Here is a 16,880-nt window from a genome sequence, read left to right as displayed (position 1 = left end):
TCTCATGAGCGGCGAAAGCGGGCGTATCCCATGAATGCACACCGTGACTTCGAGCTGCTGGCCGTGACGATCCAGGGGGAGGGGCGCCCCGACGTTCCGGTGTCCGCGCCGCTGGAACGCCGGCACGACACGCCGGGTGCGCCAGGTGCGCCGCAGCCTGCCGAAACGGTGCCGGTCAGCCTGAAGGAGGGCGCGGAGTTCCGGCTCCGCCTCGAGTTCCGGGTGCAGTCGAGGGACGATCTCGAGGGCCTCAAGTTCATCGACGAGCACACCCGCCAGGGCGTGGTCGTGGTGCACACTGAGACCCATCTGGGCGACTACCGGCACGGCGGGCCGTACGAGATCGTGCTCCCGCCGGTGCACCTGCCGACCGGGCATCTGGCGCGTGACCACTATGAATGCACCGGCACCTTCGTGGACGCGGACGGCAGGGAACTCGACCGGATGACGTACCGCCTCGAGATCACGAAGGACTGGCCTCAGTGACGTCGTCTCGGGAGGCCAGCACAACCCGGTGAGCCGGGTGTGGGGAGTGCCCCCGTAGGGTGGCCGTCCATGTGGCCTGGACAGAACAACTCTCCGGACCCGTCGGGGAATCCACCGGACCCGGCGGGGAATCCGTACCAGCATCCGCCCGCGTACCACCAGTACCCGACGGCGCCCGCGCCCGTGGCGGCCGGGCAGGCGACGCCCGACGGGCGCGGGAGGTCCAGCAAGTCCACGTTCGTCGCGGTCTGCGGGGCCGCCGTGGTCGTGCTGGCCTCCGCGGTCACCGGCTTCGCCGTCCTGCGCGGCGGGAACGGCTCCCCGGTGCCCACCGCGTCGTCCCTTCCCGCACCCACCCCCACGGACACCACGCGCCGCACGGGCGACGCGACGCAGCCCGTGCTCCCGGGCTGGAGCACTGTCGCGAATCCCAGGAGCGGAATCGTCTTCGACGTGCCACCCGAGTGGGCCCGCAGGGCGCAGAGCTGGGTGAGCTATGTCGCGGAGGACGGCGACCCGGAGGAGAAGCCGCTGATCGGCTTCTCGGGCACCGCAGTGCTCAAGGAGCGCTGGTGCAGTTCCGACGAGAACGTCGACGGCAGCGAGGAGGACACGGCACTCGCATCCGCGGGATCCCGCAGGGAGAACGGTGCCCGGTCCCCCGAAGAGGCGGCGCGCGACAACGTCTCCCAGTGGGTCTACGGTGCCTACGCCCAGCCGGACCGGTCCAGGGTCACCACCGGTACCCCGCAGCCCTACACCACCGCTTCCGGGCTGACGGGCAGCCTGGCCACGGCCACCTCGTCCGGTGTGCGGGGGAAGGGGAAGTGCGGCACGGACGGCAAGGCGACGGCCTTCGCGTTCAAGAACACGAAGGGCGACATCGCGTCCTGGACCTTCGTCGGGTCCAAAGACGTGGACGAGGAGGTGCCGGACGCCCTGGTCCGCAAGATCCTCAGCACGGTCCGTCCGATGACCGGCGCGGCGGACGGGGGCTCCTGAGTTCGCGGGGGGGGCGACGGGAGAGGTCAGGCGGCGCGGGAGGTGTCCGGGCGTGCGACGCTTGATATGAGTCGGCGCTCGGAACGGAGGCACCGCGATGACCACGTCTTCCATCCGTATGACAGCCGCGCTGTCGGCCGAGCACCGCGCCCGGCTGCAGGAGATCGCCGAGAACGTGAAGTTCCACGAGGGCTGCCGCGTCTTCGAGGAGGGCCGGCGCGCCGACCGGTTCTGGATCATCAAGTCCGGCACGATCAGCCTGCACATGTCCGTTCCCGGGCGGCGTCCTGCGGTCATCGAGAACCTGGGCTTCGGCGAACTCGTGGGCTGGTCCTGGCTGTTCCCGCCCTACGTGTGGCAGCTGGGGGCCGAGGCGATGACCCCGGTCCGCGCCCAGCAGTTCGACGCGCGGACCGTGCGCATGATGATGGACGCCGACCCGGCACTCGGCTCCGCGGTGGGCCAGTGGGTGGGACGGGTGCTGGCGCACCGGCTCCATGCGGCGCGTGTCCGGCTGCTGGATCTCTATGCGCCGTACGGAAGCGGAATCACCGACTGAGGCGGCCTGGCGCCGGGTGCTGACCGGGGCGGCCCGACCCGGAACGGTGATCCGGGTGATGTGACACGGGGCGGTGGGCCCCGGGCGCAGCTGACACTGGTGACAAGCGGGTGTGCCCTGGGGTGGCTACGTGGCCGCCCCGGGCCAGCCGTAGGGCGGTGCCGCCACCGTCTCCGGGCCCGCGCCGACACTGTCGAGGTCGCGGTTGGCCTCGCGCATCAGCTTCGTCGCGAGATCCTTCATCGCCCGGCTCGCCGCGAGTTCATCGCCGATCTCGGGAATGTCCACGTCCTGCGGGTTGCACCGCGCGACCCCTTGCCCGGTGTAGGTCGTGGCGCCTGTGTCCAGCACGGCCCGTGCCTTCGTCGTGCCGTCCTCCTCGACCAGGACCAGGCCCACCTGCCACTCCAGCGTCCGCGTCATGGCGTACACCTCCTCGCCCGCACCACGCGCCGTCCACGCGCCCGGCGATATGCCGCGCCGCGGGGCTACCTGTCCTCAGGATCCCCCGGCGCGGCGCACTCCGCGTCCTGGGCGGGTGGACCGCTCGGGCGCCCGGTCCACCCTGGCGAGCTCAGTCCCGGGCGCCCGGGACCCGGGCGATGATCCCCGCCCGGTCGACCCCGGTCGGCAACGTCCCGAACGCGAGCCCGTGAGCCCCGGCCAGCCGCGAGGCGCAGAACGCGTCCGCGACGGCTGCCGGTGCGTGCCGGACCAGCAGCGAGCCCTGGAGCACCAACGCCAGCCGTTCCACGAGCCACCGTGCCCGAAGCTCCGCGTCCTCGGGCGTCGCCAGCTCGGCGCGCAGCGCCCGCCAGGCCGCGTCGAGCCGGGAGTCCGCCCCGGCGGCGAGTGCGATCTCGTCCGCGAAGGCTTCGAGCGAGTCCGGTTCGCGGGTCAGGGCACGCAGCACATCGAGTGCGCTGACGTTTCCGGAGCCCTCCCAGATACCGTTGAGAGGAGCGTCCCGATAGAGCCTCGGCAGGTCGGAGTCCTCGACGAAACCGTTTCCGCCGAGGCATTCCAGTGCCTCAGCCACCATGGCGGGCTGACGCTTGCACACCCAGTACTTGGCGACGGCCGTGGCCAGCCGGAGGAAGCCCTGCTCCCGCCCGTCACCGCGCTGGGCCCGGTCGACGGCGCCTGCCACGCGCAGTGCGAGCGTGGTCGCGGCCTCGGACTCGACGGCGAGGTCCGCGATGACGTTGCGCATCAGCGGCTGGTCGATGAGCTTGGCACCGAAAGCCGCGCGGTGACGCACATGGTGTCCGGCGAGGGTCAGCGCGGTGCGCATGCCGGAGGCGGAGCTGAGGATGCAGTCGAGCCGGGTCATGGTGACCATCTCGATGATGGTCCGCACGCCGCGTCCGACCGGTCCGACGAGCCAGGCGACGGTGTCGTCGAACTCGGGTTCGCTGCTGGCGTTTCCGCGATTGCCGAGCTTGTCCTTGAGCCGCTGGATCCGGAAGGTGTTGCGACTTCCGTCGGGAAGCACACGCGGCACAAGGAAGCAGGACAGCCCCCCGTTTCCGCCGGCTCCATCGGCCCCCGCACCGGGCTCCGCCTGCGCGAGCACAAGGAAGAGGTCGTTCATCGGCGCGCTGGTGAACCACTTGTGGCCGCGCAGCCGCCAGGTCCCGTCGGACTGGGGGGTCGCCACGGTGGAGTTGGCGCGTACGTCGGAGCCGCCCTGCTTCTCCGTCATGCCCATTCCGGCGAGCAGTCCGCGCTTGCCCCCGGGTGCGCGCAGCCCCGGGTCGTACACCCTGCTGGTGAGAAGCGGCTCGTACAGGGCCGCCTGCTCGGGGGCGTGCCGCAGGGCGGGGACGACGGCGTAGGTCATGGACACCGGGCACAGATGGCTCTGGTCGGCGAAGCCCCACACCATCAGACCTGCCGCCCGGGCCACATGGGCGCCGGGCTTGTCCTCCGCCCAGGGGGTCCCGCCGAGGCCCTCGCGCATGGCGACGTCCATGAGGGCGTGGTAGGAGGGATGGAAGTCCACCTCGTCGAGGCGGCTGCCGTAGCGGTCATGGGTACGCAGCACAGGCTCGTGCTGGTTGGCCTCGTAGCCCCAGCGCCTCGCCTCCTCCGAGCCGGCGAGCCGCCCGATGCGGTGCAGGTCCTCCTCGTACCACTCCGCGCCTTCGCTCCGGATGCCTTCCAGCAGCACGGGGTCGTCCGCCACGTCGTGATCCGTGAGCGGTGGCGCCTGGTTGGTCACCTCATGGGTGCGTACGGGATTGCTGCGCATCGGGGTCCTCCAACTCCTCTGGTGGCTATGGGTGTTGCCGCGCGGACGCGGCGCCCGCGCAACGCAGGGACATGGCGGCCAGCTCGGCGACCAAGCGGTCGGCGTCGGCTCCTTCGGCGGGCCGGGACAGCGGGTCGACCAGCACCTCACCGATCGCACCGGTGAGTGCCGCGGCGGTGACCTCCGCGTCCTGCTCGGGCAGCAGTCCGCCGGCGACGCCCTCCCGGATCACCTCGGCGAACATGCCCCGGTAGCGCTTGCGGAACTCCAACCGCTCGGTCTCGACGGCGGGTTCGGAAGGGGCGGCCAGCAAGGCGTAGGCGACACCCCGACTGTCCAGGGCCCGCCGGGCGAAGACGGTCACGGCATGGGTGAGGCGCTCCAGGGGGTCCCCACTGCCTTCCCGTAGTACGGAACCGAGCACATCGGCCTCCCGGCCTGCGGCGCGCCGGAACACCTCGACGGCAAGCGCCGCCTTGGACGGGAAGTGCTGGTACACCGAGCCCACCGACATACCGGCCGCCGCGGCGACGGCCGTCACGGACGCCTGGGACCAGCCGACATCGGCCACCACGACGATCGCCTCGTCCACGAGCCGCTCGCGGGCAGCCGTCAGCCGGTCCTGGACCGCTGGGGTCTTTCGGTACGCCATGGAAGGAGTGAACCACCGTTCAGCACTTCACGCCAGGGTGTACGCCTGCCGCCCGGCGAGGTGGGGGCCGGGATGCCGGAAACAGTGCGGGCCCGGTCGGCAACCGGGCCCGCGGTCGGCCACTCACAAGCCCGACCAGGTCTGAGACTTCAGATGCTGCCCTCAGGGCAGTGCGGCGGTACGGCGGTGGTCACCGCCGGAAGCCGTCGTCGAAGAAGAAGCCGTTGTTGAAGAAGCCGTTGTTGTCGTGACCGCGGTCGTAACCGGAGTCGCCGTAGTAGTTGCCGTAATCGCCGTAGTAGCCGTAATAGCCGTCATCGCAGTAGTAGCGATAGCCGTCCCAGTTGGAACAGCTGTAGTCATTCCTGGCGTCACCGGCAAATGCCCCGCTGGCAGGCACGACGGCGAGGGCGAGACCCGCGGCCGCCGCTGAGACTGCGGCAACGATCCGTCGGCGCATTCTCAACACCTCCGAGCAATCATTGAAAGTAGAACTTTTGGGACATTTCTCACCTTCCTCCCCCTCGGTTGCGATGTCAATCCGGCAAAGGTCCCAGAGCCGATGCCCCACCCCCTGGAACACATCAGACGGGCAGACCGGCCCGCGCGGGGCTGTCGTCGATGAAGCCGCCCGACTGGTGCCGCCAGAGTTTCGCGTACGCCCCGTCGGATGCCAGCAGTTCCTGGTGCGTGCCCTGTTCGACGATGCGTCCACGGTCGAGCACCACGAGTTGGTCCATGGTCGCGACCGTGCTCAGCCGGTGCGCCACCACGATCGCCGTCCGTCCCTCCATCAGACGCCACAGCGCCTCCTGGACGAGGATCTCGCTCTCGGAGTCCAGTGCGCTGGTGGCCTCGTCGAGCAGCAGGATCGGCGCGTCGCGCAGGATCGCCCTGGCGAGAGCCACCCGCTGGCGCTGCCCGCCGGACAGCTTCACGCCGCGTTCTCCCACCAGCGTGTCGAACCCGTCCGGCAGCAGGTCAGCGAACTCCGTGACGTGCGCGGCCTCGGCCGCACGGCGGATCTCGTCCTCAGTGGCGCCCGGCTTGGCGAACGCGATGTTGTCCCGCAGGGTCCGGTGGAACATCGCCGGTTCCTGCGGCACACAGGAGATCAGGCTGCGCAGATCGCCCTGCCGCAGGCGGCTGATGTCCTGCCCGCCGATCAGGATCCGGCCGCCGTCGACATCCGTCATCCGCAGCAGCAGCCGGGTGAGCGTGGTCTTGCCGCCACCTGACCGGCCCACGAGCCCGATCTTCGCCCCGCCGGGCACGGCCAGGTCGAGCCGCTCGAAGAGCGGCTCCGCGCCCTTGTGCGCGAAGGTGACCCGCTCGAAGCGGACATCGGCACCCGCGTGCAGCAGCGGTTCCGGCGACACCGGATCGTGCACGGTCGTGGGCGTCAGCAGGAGTTCGGTGTACTGCGCGGCCTCCGTCATCGAGCCCTCCAGACGCCGGTAGATCTGGTTGAACTCGAACATGATCCGCGTGGCGTTGGTGTAGTACGTGAAGGCGACGACGATCGCCTCCACACCGTGCCCGCCCCCGCCGAGGGTGACGGCGAGCAGCAGCCCCATCACGTTGGTCGCCACGGACAGCGGCGCGACCAGTGTGTCGATGCGCAGGTTCCCGTAGTCCCATGACGCGAGCGAGAGCCGCCGCGACTCCGCGACGCGGGAACGGTGCTCCGCCGCCTCACGCTTCTCGGCCGCGAACGCCCGGACCGTCTCCATGTTGGCCAGGCTGTCGGCGACATGCCCGGACACCCGGGCGATCGCCTCCTCGCGCCGCCCGACAAGTGCCTGACGGCGGCGGATGAGCGGTCTCACGCACACAGCCGTGAGCGCGATCATCGTGAGGAGCCCCACCACGAACAGCGGGTCGTACTGCCACAGCACCACGGACCCGAACACAAGCGGCACGAGGCTCCCCACGACCGAGAAGGTCAGTGTGTCGACGAACTGCTCGAACCGCGAGGCGAAGCTCAGCACGCGTTTGGTCAGCGACCCCGCGAAGTTGTCGTGGAAGAACGCGGCGTCCTTGGCGAACAGTTCGTCCATCCCGATCACGTACAGATGCTCGATACCCAGTGCGTCGAGGCGGTTCAGACAGTGCAGACCGATACGCCAGAGGACCTCCGACAACAGCAGCACGCCGGCGAAGCCGACGATGTACGGCATCATCGAGCCGACGGTGACACCGCTGCCACCCGACATCCGGCCGACGAGCTTCGCGACGACCAGCGGCGCGATGTAGTGGATGCCGATGTTGCCCAGCGCCGGCAGCAGCATCGCGGGCACCGTCAGCCGCCGGAGCCGGGCCAACTCCCTTCCGTAGTAGCGAAGCGCGAGGAGCACGGGGCCCCTGCGCGGCGGAACACGGCGTGATTCAGCCATCACCATCCCAATCCCGTCTCTTCATGGAGCAGTTCGCGTGCGCGTGCCCCGCCGCGGAACTTCGGATCGAGCCCCGGCTCGTCTCATGGACGACCGTCGCGATCGTCACGTGCGAGCACGGGAGGGCCGGGCGTCGCAGTGTCCCGCGCGGACATTCACGGCGTCCAAGGATTTTTCTCAAATGCCCGCATATCGCACATGCGTGCGCTCGCGGTGGGACAACGCATGTGCGCTCGGGGCTTGCTGACGGCGAGGCCCAGCCGGTGCCGACACCACCGGCCGGGGCCATCCGCATCTCTACGACCGTTCCCGTACCTGCTCACGCGGCGTCACCACGGTCAGCTGCTCCGGCCGCTCCGAGGTCCACTGCTCCAGCCCGTATTCCGGCCTCAGCACCCAGACGGCGCCGCCGCGCACGTCCGTCACCACTCCGCGCCGGTCTGCTTCCTCGTCATGGACGACGTCGCCCACCCATGGCTTCCGCTCACCGGCCATGGCTGTCCTTCATGTGCAGCTCGGCCCAGACGCGCTTGCCCCACGGCAGCGGATCGGTGCCCCAGTCCCCGGCGAGCGTTCTCACGAGCGCGAGACCATGCCCGTTCTCGTCCTCCTCACGCGGTGCCCGGAGCTGGGGGAACCTCTTCGACTTGTCCACGACACCGATGCGCACCCGCGCCGACTCGGACCGGGTGACCGTGACACGAAGGGAACGGCCGCGTGCGTGCTGGACGGCAATGGCCACGAGCTCGGAGACGATCAGGGCGCCGTCGTCGGCCAAGTCGTCCAGTCTCCAGGCGGCGAGCGCGACGCGCACCAGTCGCCGGGCGGTGCCGGCGCTCTCGGGACTGCACGGCAGAGTCTCGCTGTACCCCGGACAGCCGGTGGGACGCGACCGCGTTGTAGGTTGCGGCATGTCGGTCTGCTCTCTCAGATCGGCCAAGCCCCGGGACCGTTCGCGCGGTCGCCGGGGCGCTGTCCGCTCATGAAAGCGCCAGCGCGGCGACGCCGACAGGGACGCAACGTCCCACTTTCACGACGCTATTCGCTCACTCCAAGGAATTCGGCCAGCGCCCGGAGTCCCGGAGGATGGTTGGGAAGAGCCCACAGGTCGCGGACGACGGCCACAGCGAGTGTGTGGTGCTGCATCCATGTCGGCGCCACTCGGCGCAGGGACTCCAGCGTCTTGACCGCACCCGCGGCATCCCCGATGTCCGTGTGCGCGCGGGCCACATCGAGCAGCAGCCAGGTTCGCCACGACGGGGGTGTGTCCCTCGACAGGCGCATGCCCTTGGCCAGTGCCAGAGCGTCGTGGGGGTGTCCGTACTGGACGGCGAGGCGGACGCGTTCGATGCGCACCGACGACGGGCTGAAGACACTCACCATGCGGTTGTCACTGCCCTCGGGCAGCTTGGAAACGCGAGCTGCCTCCCTCTCCGCCTCTTCCATCGTCGCCGCCGCGCGCTCGTAGTCGCCGCTCCGCGCGGCCGACGTGGCGGCGCTCATGGTCAGTGCGCCCCACACCTTCAGACCGTCGGCGGTCTCGGTATGACCTGCGTGCATCATGTCGTCGGCAACTCGGAGCGCGATGCTCAACGCGTCCTCCAGCCGCCCTTGCCGCTGGTAGGTCCACGCCGTCGAGTTGACGATCATCGGCAGAAGCAGCGGGTCGGAGGACTCTTGCGCGGCTTCCATCGCCCGCTCAAGGCTCGTCAGGGCAAGGTCCGTCTTGCCCATGCGGACGGCGACGTGTCCGGCGAGCTGGAGTGCCTTGCCCAGGGCCGAAAAGGCGGAGCCCCTGTCTTCGTCGTTGTCCGGCGCCGTCGCACTGCGGGCATCGGAGATCATGTCGGGCAGCGCCTTCATCACGGCGTCGAACTCGGCAGCGTGGTACTGCGTCCAACCGTCCGCGATCTGCTCGCGCAACCGGTCCAGGGAGAAGTCGGCCCGGGGCAATTCCGTGTCCGCCCCGAAGAGAACCGGCATGATGGCGCGCCGCACTGCCACGAAACGCGGTCCGTCGCTCTCGCCCGTCGACGCGACCGCAGGCGGGTCGCCCAGCAGCGTGGTCAGCTCCACGCCCAGCCCGTTGGCAAGCGCGTGCAGTGTGGGCAGGCGCGCCGAATGCTTCCGCTGCTGTTCGAGCTGGCGGATCACATCGACGGACACGCCGGAGCGTTCAGCCAGTTCCTCTTGTGTCAGGGCGGCCAGACGGCGCAAGCGGCGCAGGGTCCGCCCCAGGTCTTCGTTTGCCACGCTGCCACCGTACGCTGCCGCATTCCGTGACCGCTGCCGAAGCCGTCTCCGCCTCAGCAGGCGGTGTCCCAGTGGTGGAGAGCCTGGAGCGCGGCAGTGCGGCTGGTGGGGGCGGCCGGGGTCGGGGACGGGGTGAGGAGGTAGTCGGCGACGGGGGTGAGGAGGAGGGGGGTGCCGGGGGTGGGGGTGAAGAGGCGGGCCTCGTCCCACGTGTGGCGGGTGACGGTGCGGCGCAGGAGGGTGCCATGACGGGTGGGGAGGCGCCGGGTCGTGGTGGCGGACTCGGTGCGGCGGCGGTGTTCGGGGGCGAGTTGGGGGGCGAGTTCGGCGCGGACTGCGGCGAGGGGGCCGAGCGGGAGGTGGTCGGCGGCGTGATCGAGGAGGGTGGCGGCCTCGGGGGCCAGGCGGTAGGCGGCGAGCACGGCGGCTGTCTCGGCAGGCTCGAAGGGCTGGTGGGTGAGGCCGGCGATGTCGAGGAGGGTGACGGGGCCGGGGGGCTGGGCGGGCCGGTGGAGGCGGGTCTCGGCGAGGGCGATGAGGCACTCGACCTGCTCGTCGGCGACCAGGTACGGCCGGACGGGCACGGCCGAGCCGTCGCCGGGCAGGGCGGCGGTGGTGAGATGGACGCGGTACCAGGGGTCGACGAGGGGGTCCTCGGCGGGCCAGTGGACCGTGACGGCGGTGTGGTGGGGACCGTCGCCGATCAGTGAGACGTCGATGTGCTCCACCGGGTGGTCGGTGACCAGACGGATGACGGCCTGCCACAGGGCCGCCTCGTCTGGGGCGACGAGATCGAGGGTGTCCAGCGGCCGGAGCAGGCCGGCCGGGTAGTAGCCGGCGAGCGGGAGGCCCCGGATGGCGCGGACGCCGGTGGAACGGGCCAGGTCGGCAGCCAGGCGGGTGTAGTGGGCCGCTCGGTCGCGGGCGCGGCGGAGTTCGGCTCGGGCGGGCTCACCCATCCGGACGCCATCGCGAACCAGGGCGGAGAGCACCAGGTGGGGCAGGTGGTGGCCGGCCCGGGCGCGGTGGAGCAGTTCGGCCGGCCCGGCGGCCGGGTCGGCTTCGAGCAGCCGGTACAGCAGAGCGGTGTTCACGGACGTCCGCCTCCGAATGTATGGTCAGGCCCGGCGCCACCGGCGGCCGAGGGGGGCGGGCGGGCGGTGCCGGAACGTCTCCGGCGTGCCCGCGGCACGGCGATTCTGCATGTCAGGGTTCAACCCCTGATCACCACAGGCTCAACAGGCACTCGACACGGAGTGCGGCGCTGTGGTTAAAAGGTGACACAAAATTAGACATGTGGGCCGAGCGGGGCGGTCACTGTGTTCTGGGGCGGCTGGGGGGCTGACTTGGACGATCTCCGTTTCTCGTTACTCGGTCTGATGCGGGCTCACAAGGGCGCTACCGCGCTCAAGATCGGTAGCCCGCAACAGCAGGCGATGCTGGCCGTTCTCCTGCTCCGGCCGGGGTACTCGGCGAGTGCGACCGACCTCATCGCCGCGCTGTGGGGCGAGGAGCCGCCGAGCGCGGCGATGACCACGGTGCGCACGTACGCATGGCGATGGCGCAAGGTACTGGACTCGGGGGGAGCCAGCGAAGGAGGGGCGGGGGCCGAAAAGCCCGCATCGAGTGTGCTGGTGTCGATGGGGGACGGCTACCGGCTCATCCTGCCGAAGCTCGCCGTGGACACGGCGGAGGCGGAGGCGCTCGCCGCCGAGGCGGAGCGCACCGCGCGAACCGATCCGCTGCGCGCCCGCGACCTGCTCAACGAGGCGTTGGAACTGTGGCAGGGCGAACCGCTGGCCGGCATCCCCGGACCGTTCGCCGAGCGTCACCGGCAGCGGCTGGAGGAGCTGCGGCTGACCCTGCTGGAGGAGCGGATCGGGCTGGACCTGGCACTCGGCCGCCACTCGCGCTGCATCCCCGAGCTGACTGCCCTCACCACCGAGCACCCGCTGCACGAGCGGGCGTACGGACTGCTGATGCGGGCGCTGTACCAGGCCGGCCGGCAGGCGGACGCGCTGGCGGTGTACCGCGGGGTGCGGCAGTTGTTCCTCGCGGAGCTGGGCGTCGCGCCCGGGGCGGAGCTGGACCAGCTGCACCGGAGAATCCTGGAGGGCGATCCGGCGCTGGCTGCTCCGGACCCGGGCCCGGTGCCGGTGCCGGAGGCCGGCACGGGCACGCCGCTTCCGGAGGAGCCCGAAAGGGCGAAGGGGCCGGCCCGGGACGGCCGGGACGCCGGCGGCTCCGGGGGCGGGGCCGCTGTCCCGGCGGCCGAACCGGACCGGCGGGAGGAGGGAAGCGGGTCCGAAGCAGCCTTCCGACCGGCCGCCGCGCCCCCGCGTCCCGCCCAGCTGCCGCCGGACGCCGCCGACTTCACCGGGCGGACGGCGCCGGTCCGGGTGCTGGACGAGGCACTCGGCGCACCCTCGGCGCAGGGGCTGGTGATCGCCACCGTGGTCGGTATGGGAGGGGTCGGCAAGACGGCGCTGGCGCTGCACGTGGCACACCGCGTCCGGGAGACCTACCCGGACGGCCAGTTGTACGTGGACCTGCGCGGCTCCGACCCGGTGCCGGCCGATCCGGAGGCGGTACTGAGCGGCTTCCTGGTGGCGCTCGGGGTGTCCGGCGACACGGTGCCGGACGGGCTGGACGCGCGCTCGGCGCTCTTCCGGTCCGTGGTGGACGGGCGGAGGCTGTTGCTGGTTCTCGACAACGCCAAGGACGCGGCGCAGATCCGGCCGCTGCTCCCGGGGGCGGTCGGCTGCGCGGTGCTCACCACCGGGCGCACCCGGCCGGCCGGGCTGCCGGCCACCGTCCAGGTCGACCTGGACGTGTTCCAGCCGTCCGAGGCGCTGGATCTACTCGGCCGCACCATCGGAGCCGAGCGGCTGGCCGCCGAACGGGAGGCGGCGCTGGAGCTGGTGGTGGCCTGCGGGTACCTGCCGCTCGCGGTCCGGATCGTGGCCGCCCGGCTGGCGGCCCGGCCGGGATGGACGGTGGAGACACTGAGCCGCAGGCTCCAGGTGGAACGGCGGCGGATCGACGAGCTGCGCATCGGCGACCTCGCGGTGGCGGCGGCCTTCGAACTGAGCTACCGCCAGCTGACCGTCGACCAGGCCCGGGCGTTCCGCCTGGTCGCCTCGGTGGACGGGCCGGACATCGGGCTGCCGGCCGCCGCGGCGCTGCTCGACCTCGACGCGTACGAGGCCGAGGACCTGCTGGAGGCGCTGGTGGACGTGGCGATGGTGGAGTCGCCGTTCCCGGGCCGGTATCGCTACCACGACCTGCTGCGGGCATTCGCCCGGCGGCGTCCGGTGCAGGAAGGGGGCTCCTGCCCGGCGGGCGGCACGGCGGAGTCCGGGGAGGCGGTGGCGGCCCGGGACCGGCTGCTGGACCATCTGCTGGCCACGGCCTGCACCGCCTTCCAGCAGGCGGTACCGGGCGATCCGGCGGCGGGCGCGCTGGGTCCGGCGCGCTCCCCCGGTGTGGCGCTGGCAGGGTGGGACGCGGCCCGCGAGTGGACGGCGGCGGAGCGTGCGGGCGCGGTGGCGCTGGCAGCCCAGGTCGCCGCGGACGCGGGAGCGGGCGGGGCAGGCGGGGCGGTGCTGCGGGACGGCGTGCAGGGGACGGCGTTGCGGGCCGCGATCGATCTGCTGATCGCGCTCACTCCGTTCGTGCTCACTCCTCCGAGCCGTCAACTCGCGGCCACCGCCGATGCGCTAGCCGAGGTGGCGGTGCGGCACGGCGACGTCCGGGCTGCCGGACGTGCGCACTTCCTGCGCGGGAACGTCGCCCTGGCGGCGACCCGGCTGGACGCGGCCGAGGCTGCTGCCCACCAGGCGGTGGCAGCCGCGCGGACCGCCGGCGACACGGTGATCCTCCGTCAGGCGCTCAACGACCTCGGCTTGATCTGCCAGTTCCTCAGCCGCTTCGACGAGGCCGTGGACCACTACGACGAGGCACTGCTGCTGGCGAACGAACTGGGGCACCGCTCCGGCGCCCTGGTGACGACCGTGAACGCCGCGCTGGCACGGGTGCGCAGCGGGCGGGCCGTCGAGGCCGTGGAGATCTGTCACGAGGTGCTGGCCGAACTGCGGACCCGGCAGGACGACCCGGGACGGGCGTACACCCTCTATGTACTGGGTCTGGCGTTGCACGGGCTCGGGCGGCACGAGGAGGCGGTGACCTGGTTCCGGGAGTGCCTGGCGGTGGCGACGGGAGCCGGTCTGCGGGACCGGGCCGCGCACGCGCGCTACCGGCTGGCGGACAGTCTGCGCTCGCTCGGCCGGGCCGACGAAGCGCTCGACCACGCCGGGCAGGCCCTGGCCCTCTGCGAGGAGCTGGGGGCGGAACGGGACCAGGCACAGGCGCTGGTGGTGCTGGGCCGCTCGCTGGCCGACCTCGGTCGCGCTGACGAGGCGGGGGCGCGATTGCGGCAGGCCTACGAGATCTTCTCCCGGCTGGGACTTCCGGAGGCCGCCGAGGTGGGCGGACTGCTGGAGGAGCCAGCGCCGGCGCTCGTCGATCCCTGAGTGCCGGGGCTTGGGGCGGCAGCAACGGAGAAACGGTTCCTCTCGCAGCACCGCACGCTGGTGCGGCTCAGGAACCGGTGCTGTTCCAGTCCTTGTCGTCGGTCGGGGTGGGCGTCGGGACCGGCACGGCGTTCTGGTTCGTGCTGACGCCCCCGCCCTCCTCGGTGCCGCTGGTGCCGTCGGCCATCGCCGTACCGGCCGCGCCGACGGCGAGCACCGCGCTGAGGCCGAGGCCCGCGACGGCCAGGCGGATCCGGGTGGCACCAAGGGTGTTCGTACGCTTCGCCATGACTGCTCCCTGGGACGTCTTCCCTGGCGGGAAGGGTTCTTCCGGGCTTCCCCGGAGTGCTCCGGGCTGATGGGACGAGCATGGCAAGGCGCGTTCAACAGCCGATCGACGCACGAGCACCGTGCGTCGATCGGCTTCGTTGATCGGGGCGTTGACCGGAGCGTCGACGGCGCTGACCGGGGGCGTTGATCCCAGCGTCGAAAGCGTCGCACCGGAGCGCTGACCGGTGTTCAGCCGGGCGTTCCTCCGGTGCGGTTCACACGGCCTCTCGGATTTCCAGGGTGCAGCACTTCACACTGCCGCCGCCCTTGAACAGCTCGGAGAGGTCCATCCCGATCGGCCGGAAGCCGCGCTCGCGCAACCTGGCCGCCACCCCGGTCGCGACCTCCGGCAGCACCACGTTCAGGCCGTCGCTCATCAGATTGAGCCCGAACACCTCCGCGTCCGCCTCCGCCACCAGCACCGCGTCCGGGAAGAGCCGCCGCAGCACCGCCCTGCTGCCCGCCGAGAACGCACCGGGGTAGTACATGATCTGGTCGACGTCGAGCACGCTGAGCGCGGTGTCGAGGTGGTAGAAGCGCGGGTCGACGAGGTCAAGGCCGATCACCGGACGGCCGAGGAACTCCTGCGCCTCCGCGTGGCCGGCGGAGACGCTGCGGAAGCCGCGCCCGGCGAGCAGATAGCTGCCCGTCAGCAGCAGGTCGCCCTCACCCTCGTTGACGTGGACCGGGTCGTGGGTGGCGAAGCCGTTGGCCCGGAACCACTCCAGGTAGGCGGGGCCTTCGGGGGCACGCTCGGCGTTGCGGAACCGGGCACCGAGCACCTTGCCGTCGACGACGGTGGCGCCGTTCGCCGCGTAGACCATGTCGGGCAGGCCGGGCAGCGGATCGATCAGGTCGACACGGTGGCCGAGCTCGGCGTACAGCTCGTACAGCCGCTCCCACTGCGCTACGGCGAGGCCGGTGTCGACCGGCTTGGCCGGGTTCATCCAGGGGTTGATCGCGTAGCTGACGTCGAAGTGGGTCGGACGGCACATCAGGAAGCGGCGCGGGCGGGCGGCGCGGGTCATGGGAGGCTCCGGGAGGCGTGAGGGGGACGACGAGGGCAGGGACGAAGAGAGGGCGAGGAGAACCGGACAGCGGGAGGGGCGATCAGGACGCCGCGGGACGCTCGGGGAAGCTCCGCAGGCCGCGCAGCGGGCTGGCCAGCAGGACCGCGCCGGCCGAGAGCAGCACACTCGCCATGATCCAGAGGGTGGTACGGGCGCCGAGCACCTCGCCCAGCCAGCCGCCGAGCAGGGCTCCCACCGGGATGGCGCTGAAGTTGATGGTGGAGGCACTGGCCCGGATCCGGCCGATCATCGCGGGCGGGCAGTACGCCTGGTAGAAGCTGCCGGCGATGACGTTCCCGGCGATCACCCCGCAGACCGCGACCGACCAGGCCACCGCACTCACCGCAAGCGGCAGCCGCTCCCCCGCCATCGGGAGCAGGAGGATGAACGGCGCCCCCACCAGTTCGCAGAGCAGCAGCCCGCGCGCCGTCCCGAACCGGCGGGCGATCCTTCCGGCGAGCGCCGCCCCGGCCAGACCGCCGATCGACACCACCGCGAACACCGCCCCGACACCACCGGGCGTCACGCCCACGCTGCGGACCAGGAACACGGTCTGCACCGCCTGGATGCCGTTGAGGCCGAGGTTGCCGACGGCCGCGAAGCTCGCCAGTGTGCGCAGGTACGGGTCGCGCAGCAGGAACCGGACTCCCTCGCCGATCTCGCGCAGGATCCCGCGCCGTTCGGAGACCGCAGGCGGCTTCTCCTCGACCCGGATGGTGCCCACGCAGAACGCCGCCACAAGGTAGGTGACCGCGTCGGCGAGCAGGCCGCTGACGGCGCCGAACGCCTGGGAGAGCAGGCCGGCCAGGCCGGGGCCTGCGATCTCCGCGGCCGCGTCCCCGGAGCGGAGTTTGACATTGGCCTCCAGCAGATCCGGCTTGGCGACCAAGGCGGGCAGCACGGCGCTGTACGCGGTGGACAGGAACACCTTGACCGCACCGGCCAGCAGCGCCACGACCACCAACTGGGCCATGGTCAGCAGGCCCAGCCAGCCTGCCACCGGCACGCTTCCGAACAGCGCCAGCAGGAGGAGGTCGCAGACGAGCATCACCTTCAGCCGCGGCCAGCGGTCCACCCAGGCGCCCGCCAGCAGGCCGAGGAAGAGCCACGGCACCCAGGCGGAGGCGGTCAGCAGACCGACCATGAAGGGCGAGGCCTCCAGGGTGACGACGGCGACCAGGGCGAGCGCCACGTTGCCGACGGCGGTGCCGAGGCCACTGGTCGTCTCACCGATCCAGAGCTTGCGGAAGTTGTCCTGCGCCCAGAGGCCCCAGCGGCTCCTCAGCGGTGCGTCGGCCGGGGGCGACGGCGGGGGCGGCGGCTTGACGGGGGCTGTGGTCATGGCG

16 protein-coding genes are annotated in these 16,880 nt (G+C 71.5%); 4 read left to right on the top strand and 12 right to left on the bottom strand.

Annotated elements, in window-relative coordinates; genetic code table 11:
• The first annotated feature begins 30 nt into the window (after positions 1-30).
• The 3 genes from ABZ532_RS09375 to ABZ532_RS09365 all read left to right on the top strand — a co-directional run bounded on the left by ABZ532_RS09375 (position 31) and on the right by ABZ532_RS09365 (position 2,047).
• Positions 31-486 carry a hypothetical protein gene (locus ABZ532_RS09375; RefSeq protein ID WP_361280677.1) on the top strand — a complete coding sequence of 152 codons (456 nt, stop codon included), beginning with the start codon at positions 31-33 and terminating at the stop codon, positions 484-486.
• A gap of 69 nt (positions 487-555) precedes the next feature.
• Entirely contained in the window at positions 556-1,488 is a 933-nt protein-coding gene (locus ABZ532_RS09370; RefSeq protein WP_361280676.1) for a hypothetical protein, read from the top strand.
• Between the two features lie 97 nt (positions 1,489-1,585).
• A complete protein-coding gene (locus tag ABZ532_RS09365; protein WP_361280675.1) occupies positions 1,586-2,047 on the top strand; it encodes a cyclic nucleotide-binding domain-containing protein in 462 nt (153 codons plus the stop codon).
• Positions 2,048-2,173: 126 nt separating this feature from the next.
• Here the strand turns inward: ABZ532_RS09365 and ABZ532_RS09360 are convergent, their stop codons facing one another.
• The 9 genes from ABZ532_RS09360 to ABZ532_RS09320 all read right to left on the bottom strand — a co-directional run bounded on the left by ABZ532_RS09360 (position 2,174) and on the right by ABZ532_RS09320 (position 10,696).
• Positions 2,174-2,470 (bottom strand): DUF1876 domain-containing protein, encoded by a 297-nt coding sequence (locus tag ABZ532_RS09360; protein WP_361280674.1) that lies wholly within the window; start codon positions 2,468-2,470, stop codon positions 2,174-2,176.
• Between the two features lie 151 nt (positions 2,471-2,621).
• Entirely contained in the window at positions 2,622-4,301 is a 1,680-nt protein-coding gene (locus ABZ532_RS09355) for an acyl-CoA dehydrogenase family protein (RefSeq protein WP_361280673.1), read from the bottom strand.
• A 25-nt stretch (positions 4,302-4,326) separates the two neighbouring features.
• Positions 4,327-4,953 (bottom strand): TetR/AcrR family transcriptional regulator, encoded by a 627-nt coding sequence (locus ABZ532_RS09350; protein ID WP_361280671.1) that lies wholly within the window; start codon positions 4,951-4,953, stop codon positions 4,327-4,329.
• A 190-nt stretch (positions 4,954-5,143) separates the two neighbouring features.
• Complete coding sequence (locus ABZ532_RS09345; RefSeq protein ID WP_361280670.1) at positions 5,144-5,413, bottom strand: hypothetical protein; 270 nt, start codon at positions 5,411-5,413, stop codon at positions 5,144-5,146.
• 124 nt (positions 5,414-5,537) lie between these two features.
• The gene (locus tag ABZ532_RS09340; RefSeq protein ID WP_361280669.1) at positions 5,538-7,355 is read right to left on the bottom strand and encodes an ABC transporter ATP-binding protein; all 1,818 of its coding nucleotides are present in this window, start codon (positions 7,353-7,355) and stop codon (positions 5,538-5,540) included.
• A gap of 291 nt (positions 7,356-7,646) precedes the next feature.
• Entirely contained in the window at positions 7,647-7,844 is a 198-nt protein-coding gene (locus tag ABZ532_RS09335; protein WP_361280668.1) for a hypothetical protein, read from the bottom strand.
• On the bottom strand, positions 7,834-8,163 hold the full coding sequence (locus ABZ532_RS09330; RefSeq protein ID WP_361280800.1) for an ATP-binding protein: 330 nt from the start codon (positions 8,161-8,163) through the stop codon (positions 7,834-7,836). The genes ABZ532_RS09335 and ABZ532_RS09330 overlap by 11 nt, the downstream gene beginning before the upstream one ends.
• Positions 8,164-8,387: 224 nt before the next feature.
• Positions 8,388-9,602, bottom strand: a complete 1,215-nt coding sequence (locus ABZ532_RS09325; RefSeq protein WP_361280667.1) for a helix-turn-helix domain-containing protein — start codon at positions 9,600-9,602, stop codon at positions 8,388-8,390.
• 53 nt (positions 9,603-9,655) lie between these two features.
• The gene (locus ABZ532_RS09320) at positions 9,656-10,696 is read right to left on the bottom strand and encodes a hypothetical protein (RefSeq protein WP_361280666.1); all 1,041 of its coding nucleotides are present in this window, start codon (positions 10,694-10,696) and stop codon (positions 9,656-9,658) included.
• 252 nt (positions 10,697-10,948) lie between these two features.
• On the opposite strand from ABZ532_RS09320, the gene ABZ532_RS09315 reads away from it, so the two are divergent.
• Complete coding sequence (locus ABZ532_RS09315; protein WP_361280664.1) at positions 10,949-14,134, top strand: BTAD domain-containing putative transcriptional regulator; 3,186 nt, start codon at positions 10,949-10,951, stop codon at positions 14,132-14,134.
• A gap of 67 nt (positions 14,135-14,201) precedes the next feature.
• Here the strand turns inward: ABZ532_RS09315 and ABZ532_RS09310 are convergent, their stop codons facing one another.
• The 3 genes from ABZ532_RS09310 to ABZ532_RS09300 all read right to left on the bottom strand — a co-directional run bounded on the left by ABZ532_RS09310 (position 14,202) and on the right by ABZ532_RS09300 (position 16,876).
• Positions 14,202-14,423, bottom strand: coding sequence for a hypothetical protein (locus tag ABZ532_RS09310; RefSeq protein ID WP_361280663.1), 222 nt, complete (start codon positions 14,421-14,423; stop codon positions 14,202-14,204).
• Positions 14,424-14,679: 256 nt separating this feature from the next.
• Positions 14,680-15,492, bottom strand: coding sequence for a dimethylargininase (ddaH, locus tag ABZ532_RS09305; protein WP_361280662.1), 813 nt, complete (start codon positions 15,490-15,492; stop codon positions 14,680-14,682).
• 82 nt (positions 15,493-15,574) lie between these two features.
• Positions 15,575-16,876 (bottom strand): MFS transporter, encoded by a 1,302-nt coding sequence (locus ABZ532_RS09300; protein WP_361280661.1) that lies wholly within the window; start codon positions 16,874-16,876, stop codon positions 15,575-15,577.
• Positions 16,877-16,880 lie beyond the last annotated feature (4 nt).

Origin of the sequence: Streptomyces sp. NPDC019396 (assembly GCF_040632375.1) — a bacterium.
GTDB lineage: Bacteria > Actinomycetota > Actinomycetes > Streptomycetales > Streptomycetaceae > Streptomyces.
The sequence above is the reverse complement of the archived record's forward strand: the minus strand, read 5'-3'. Positions and strand labels throughout refer to the sequence as shown.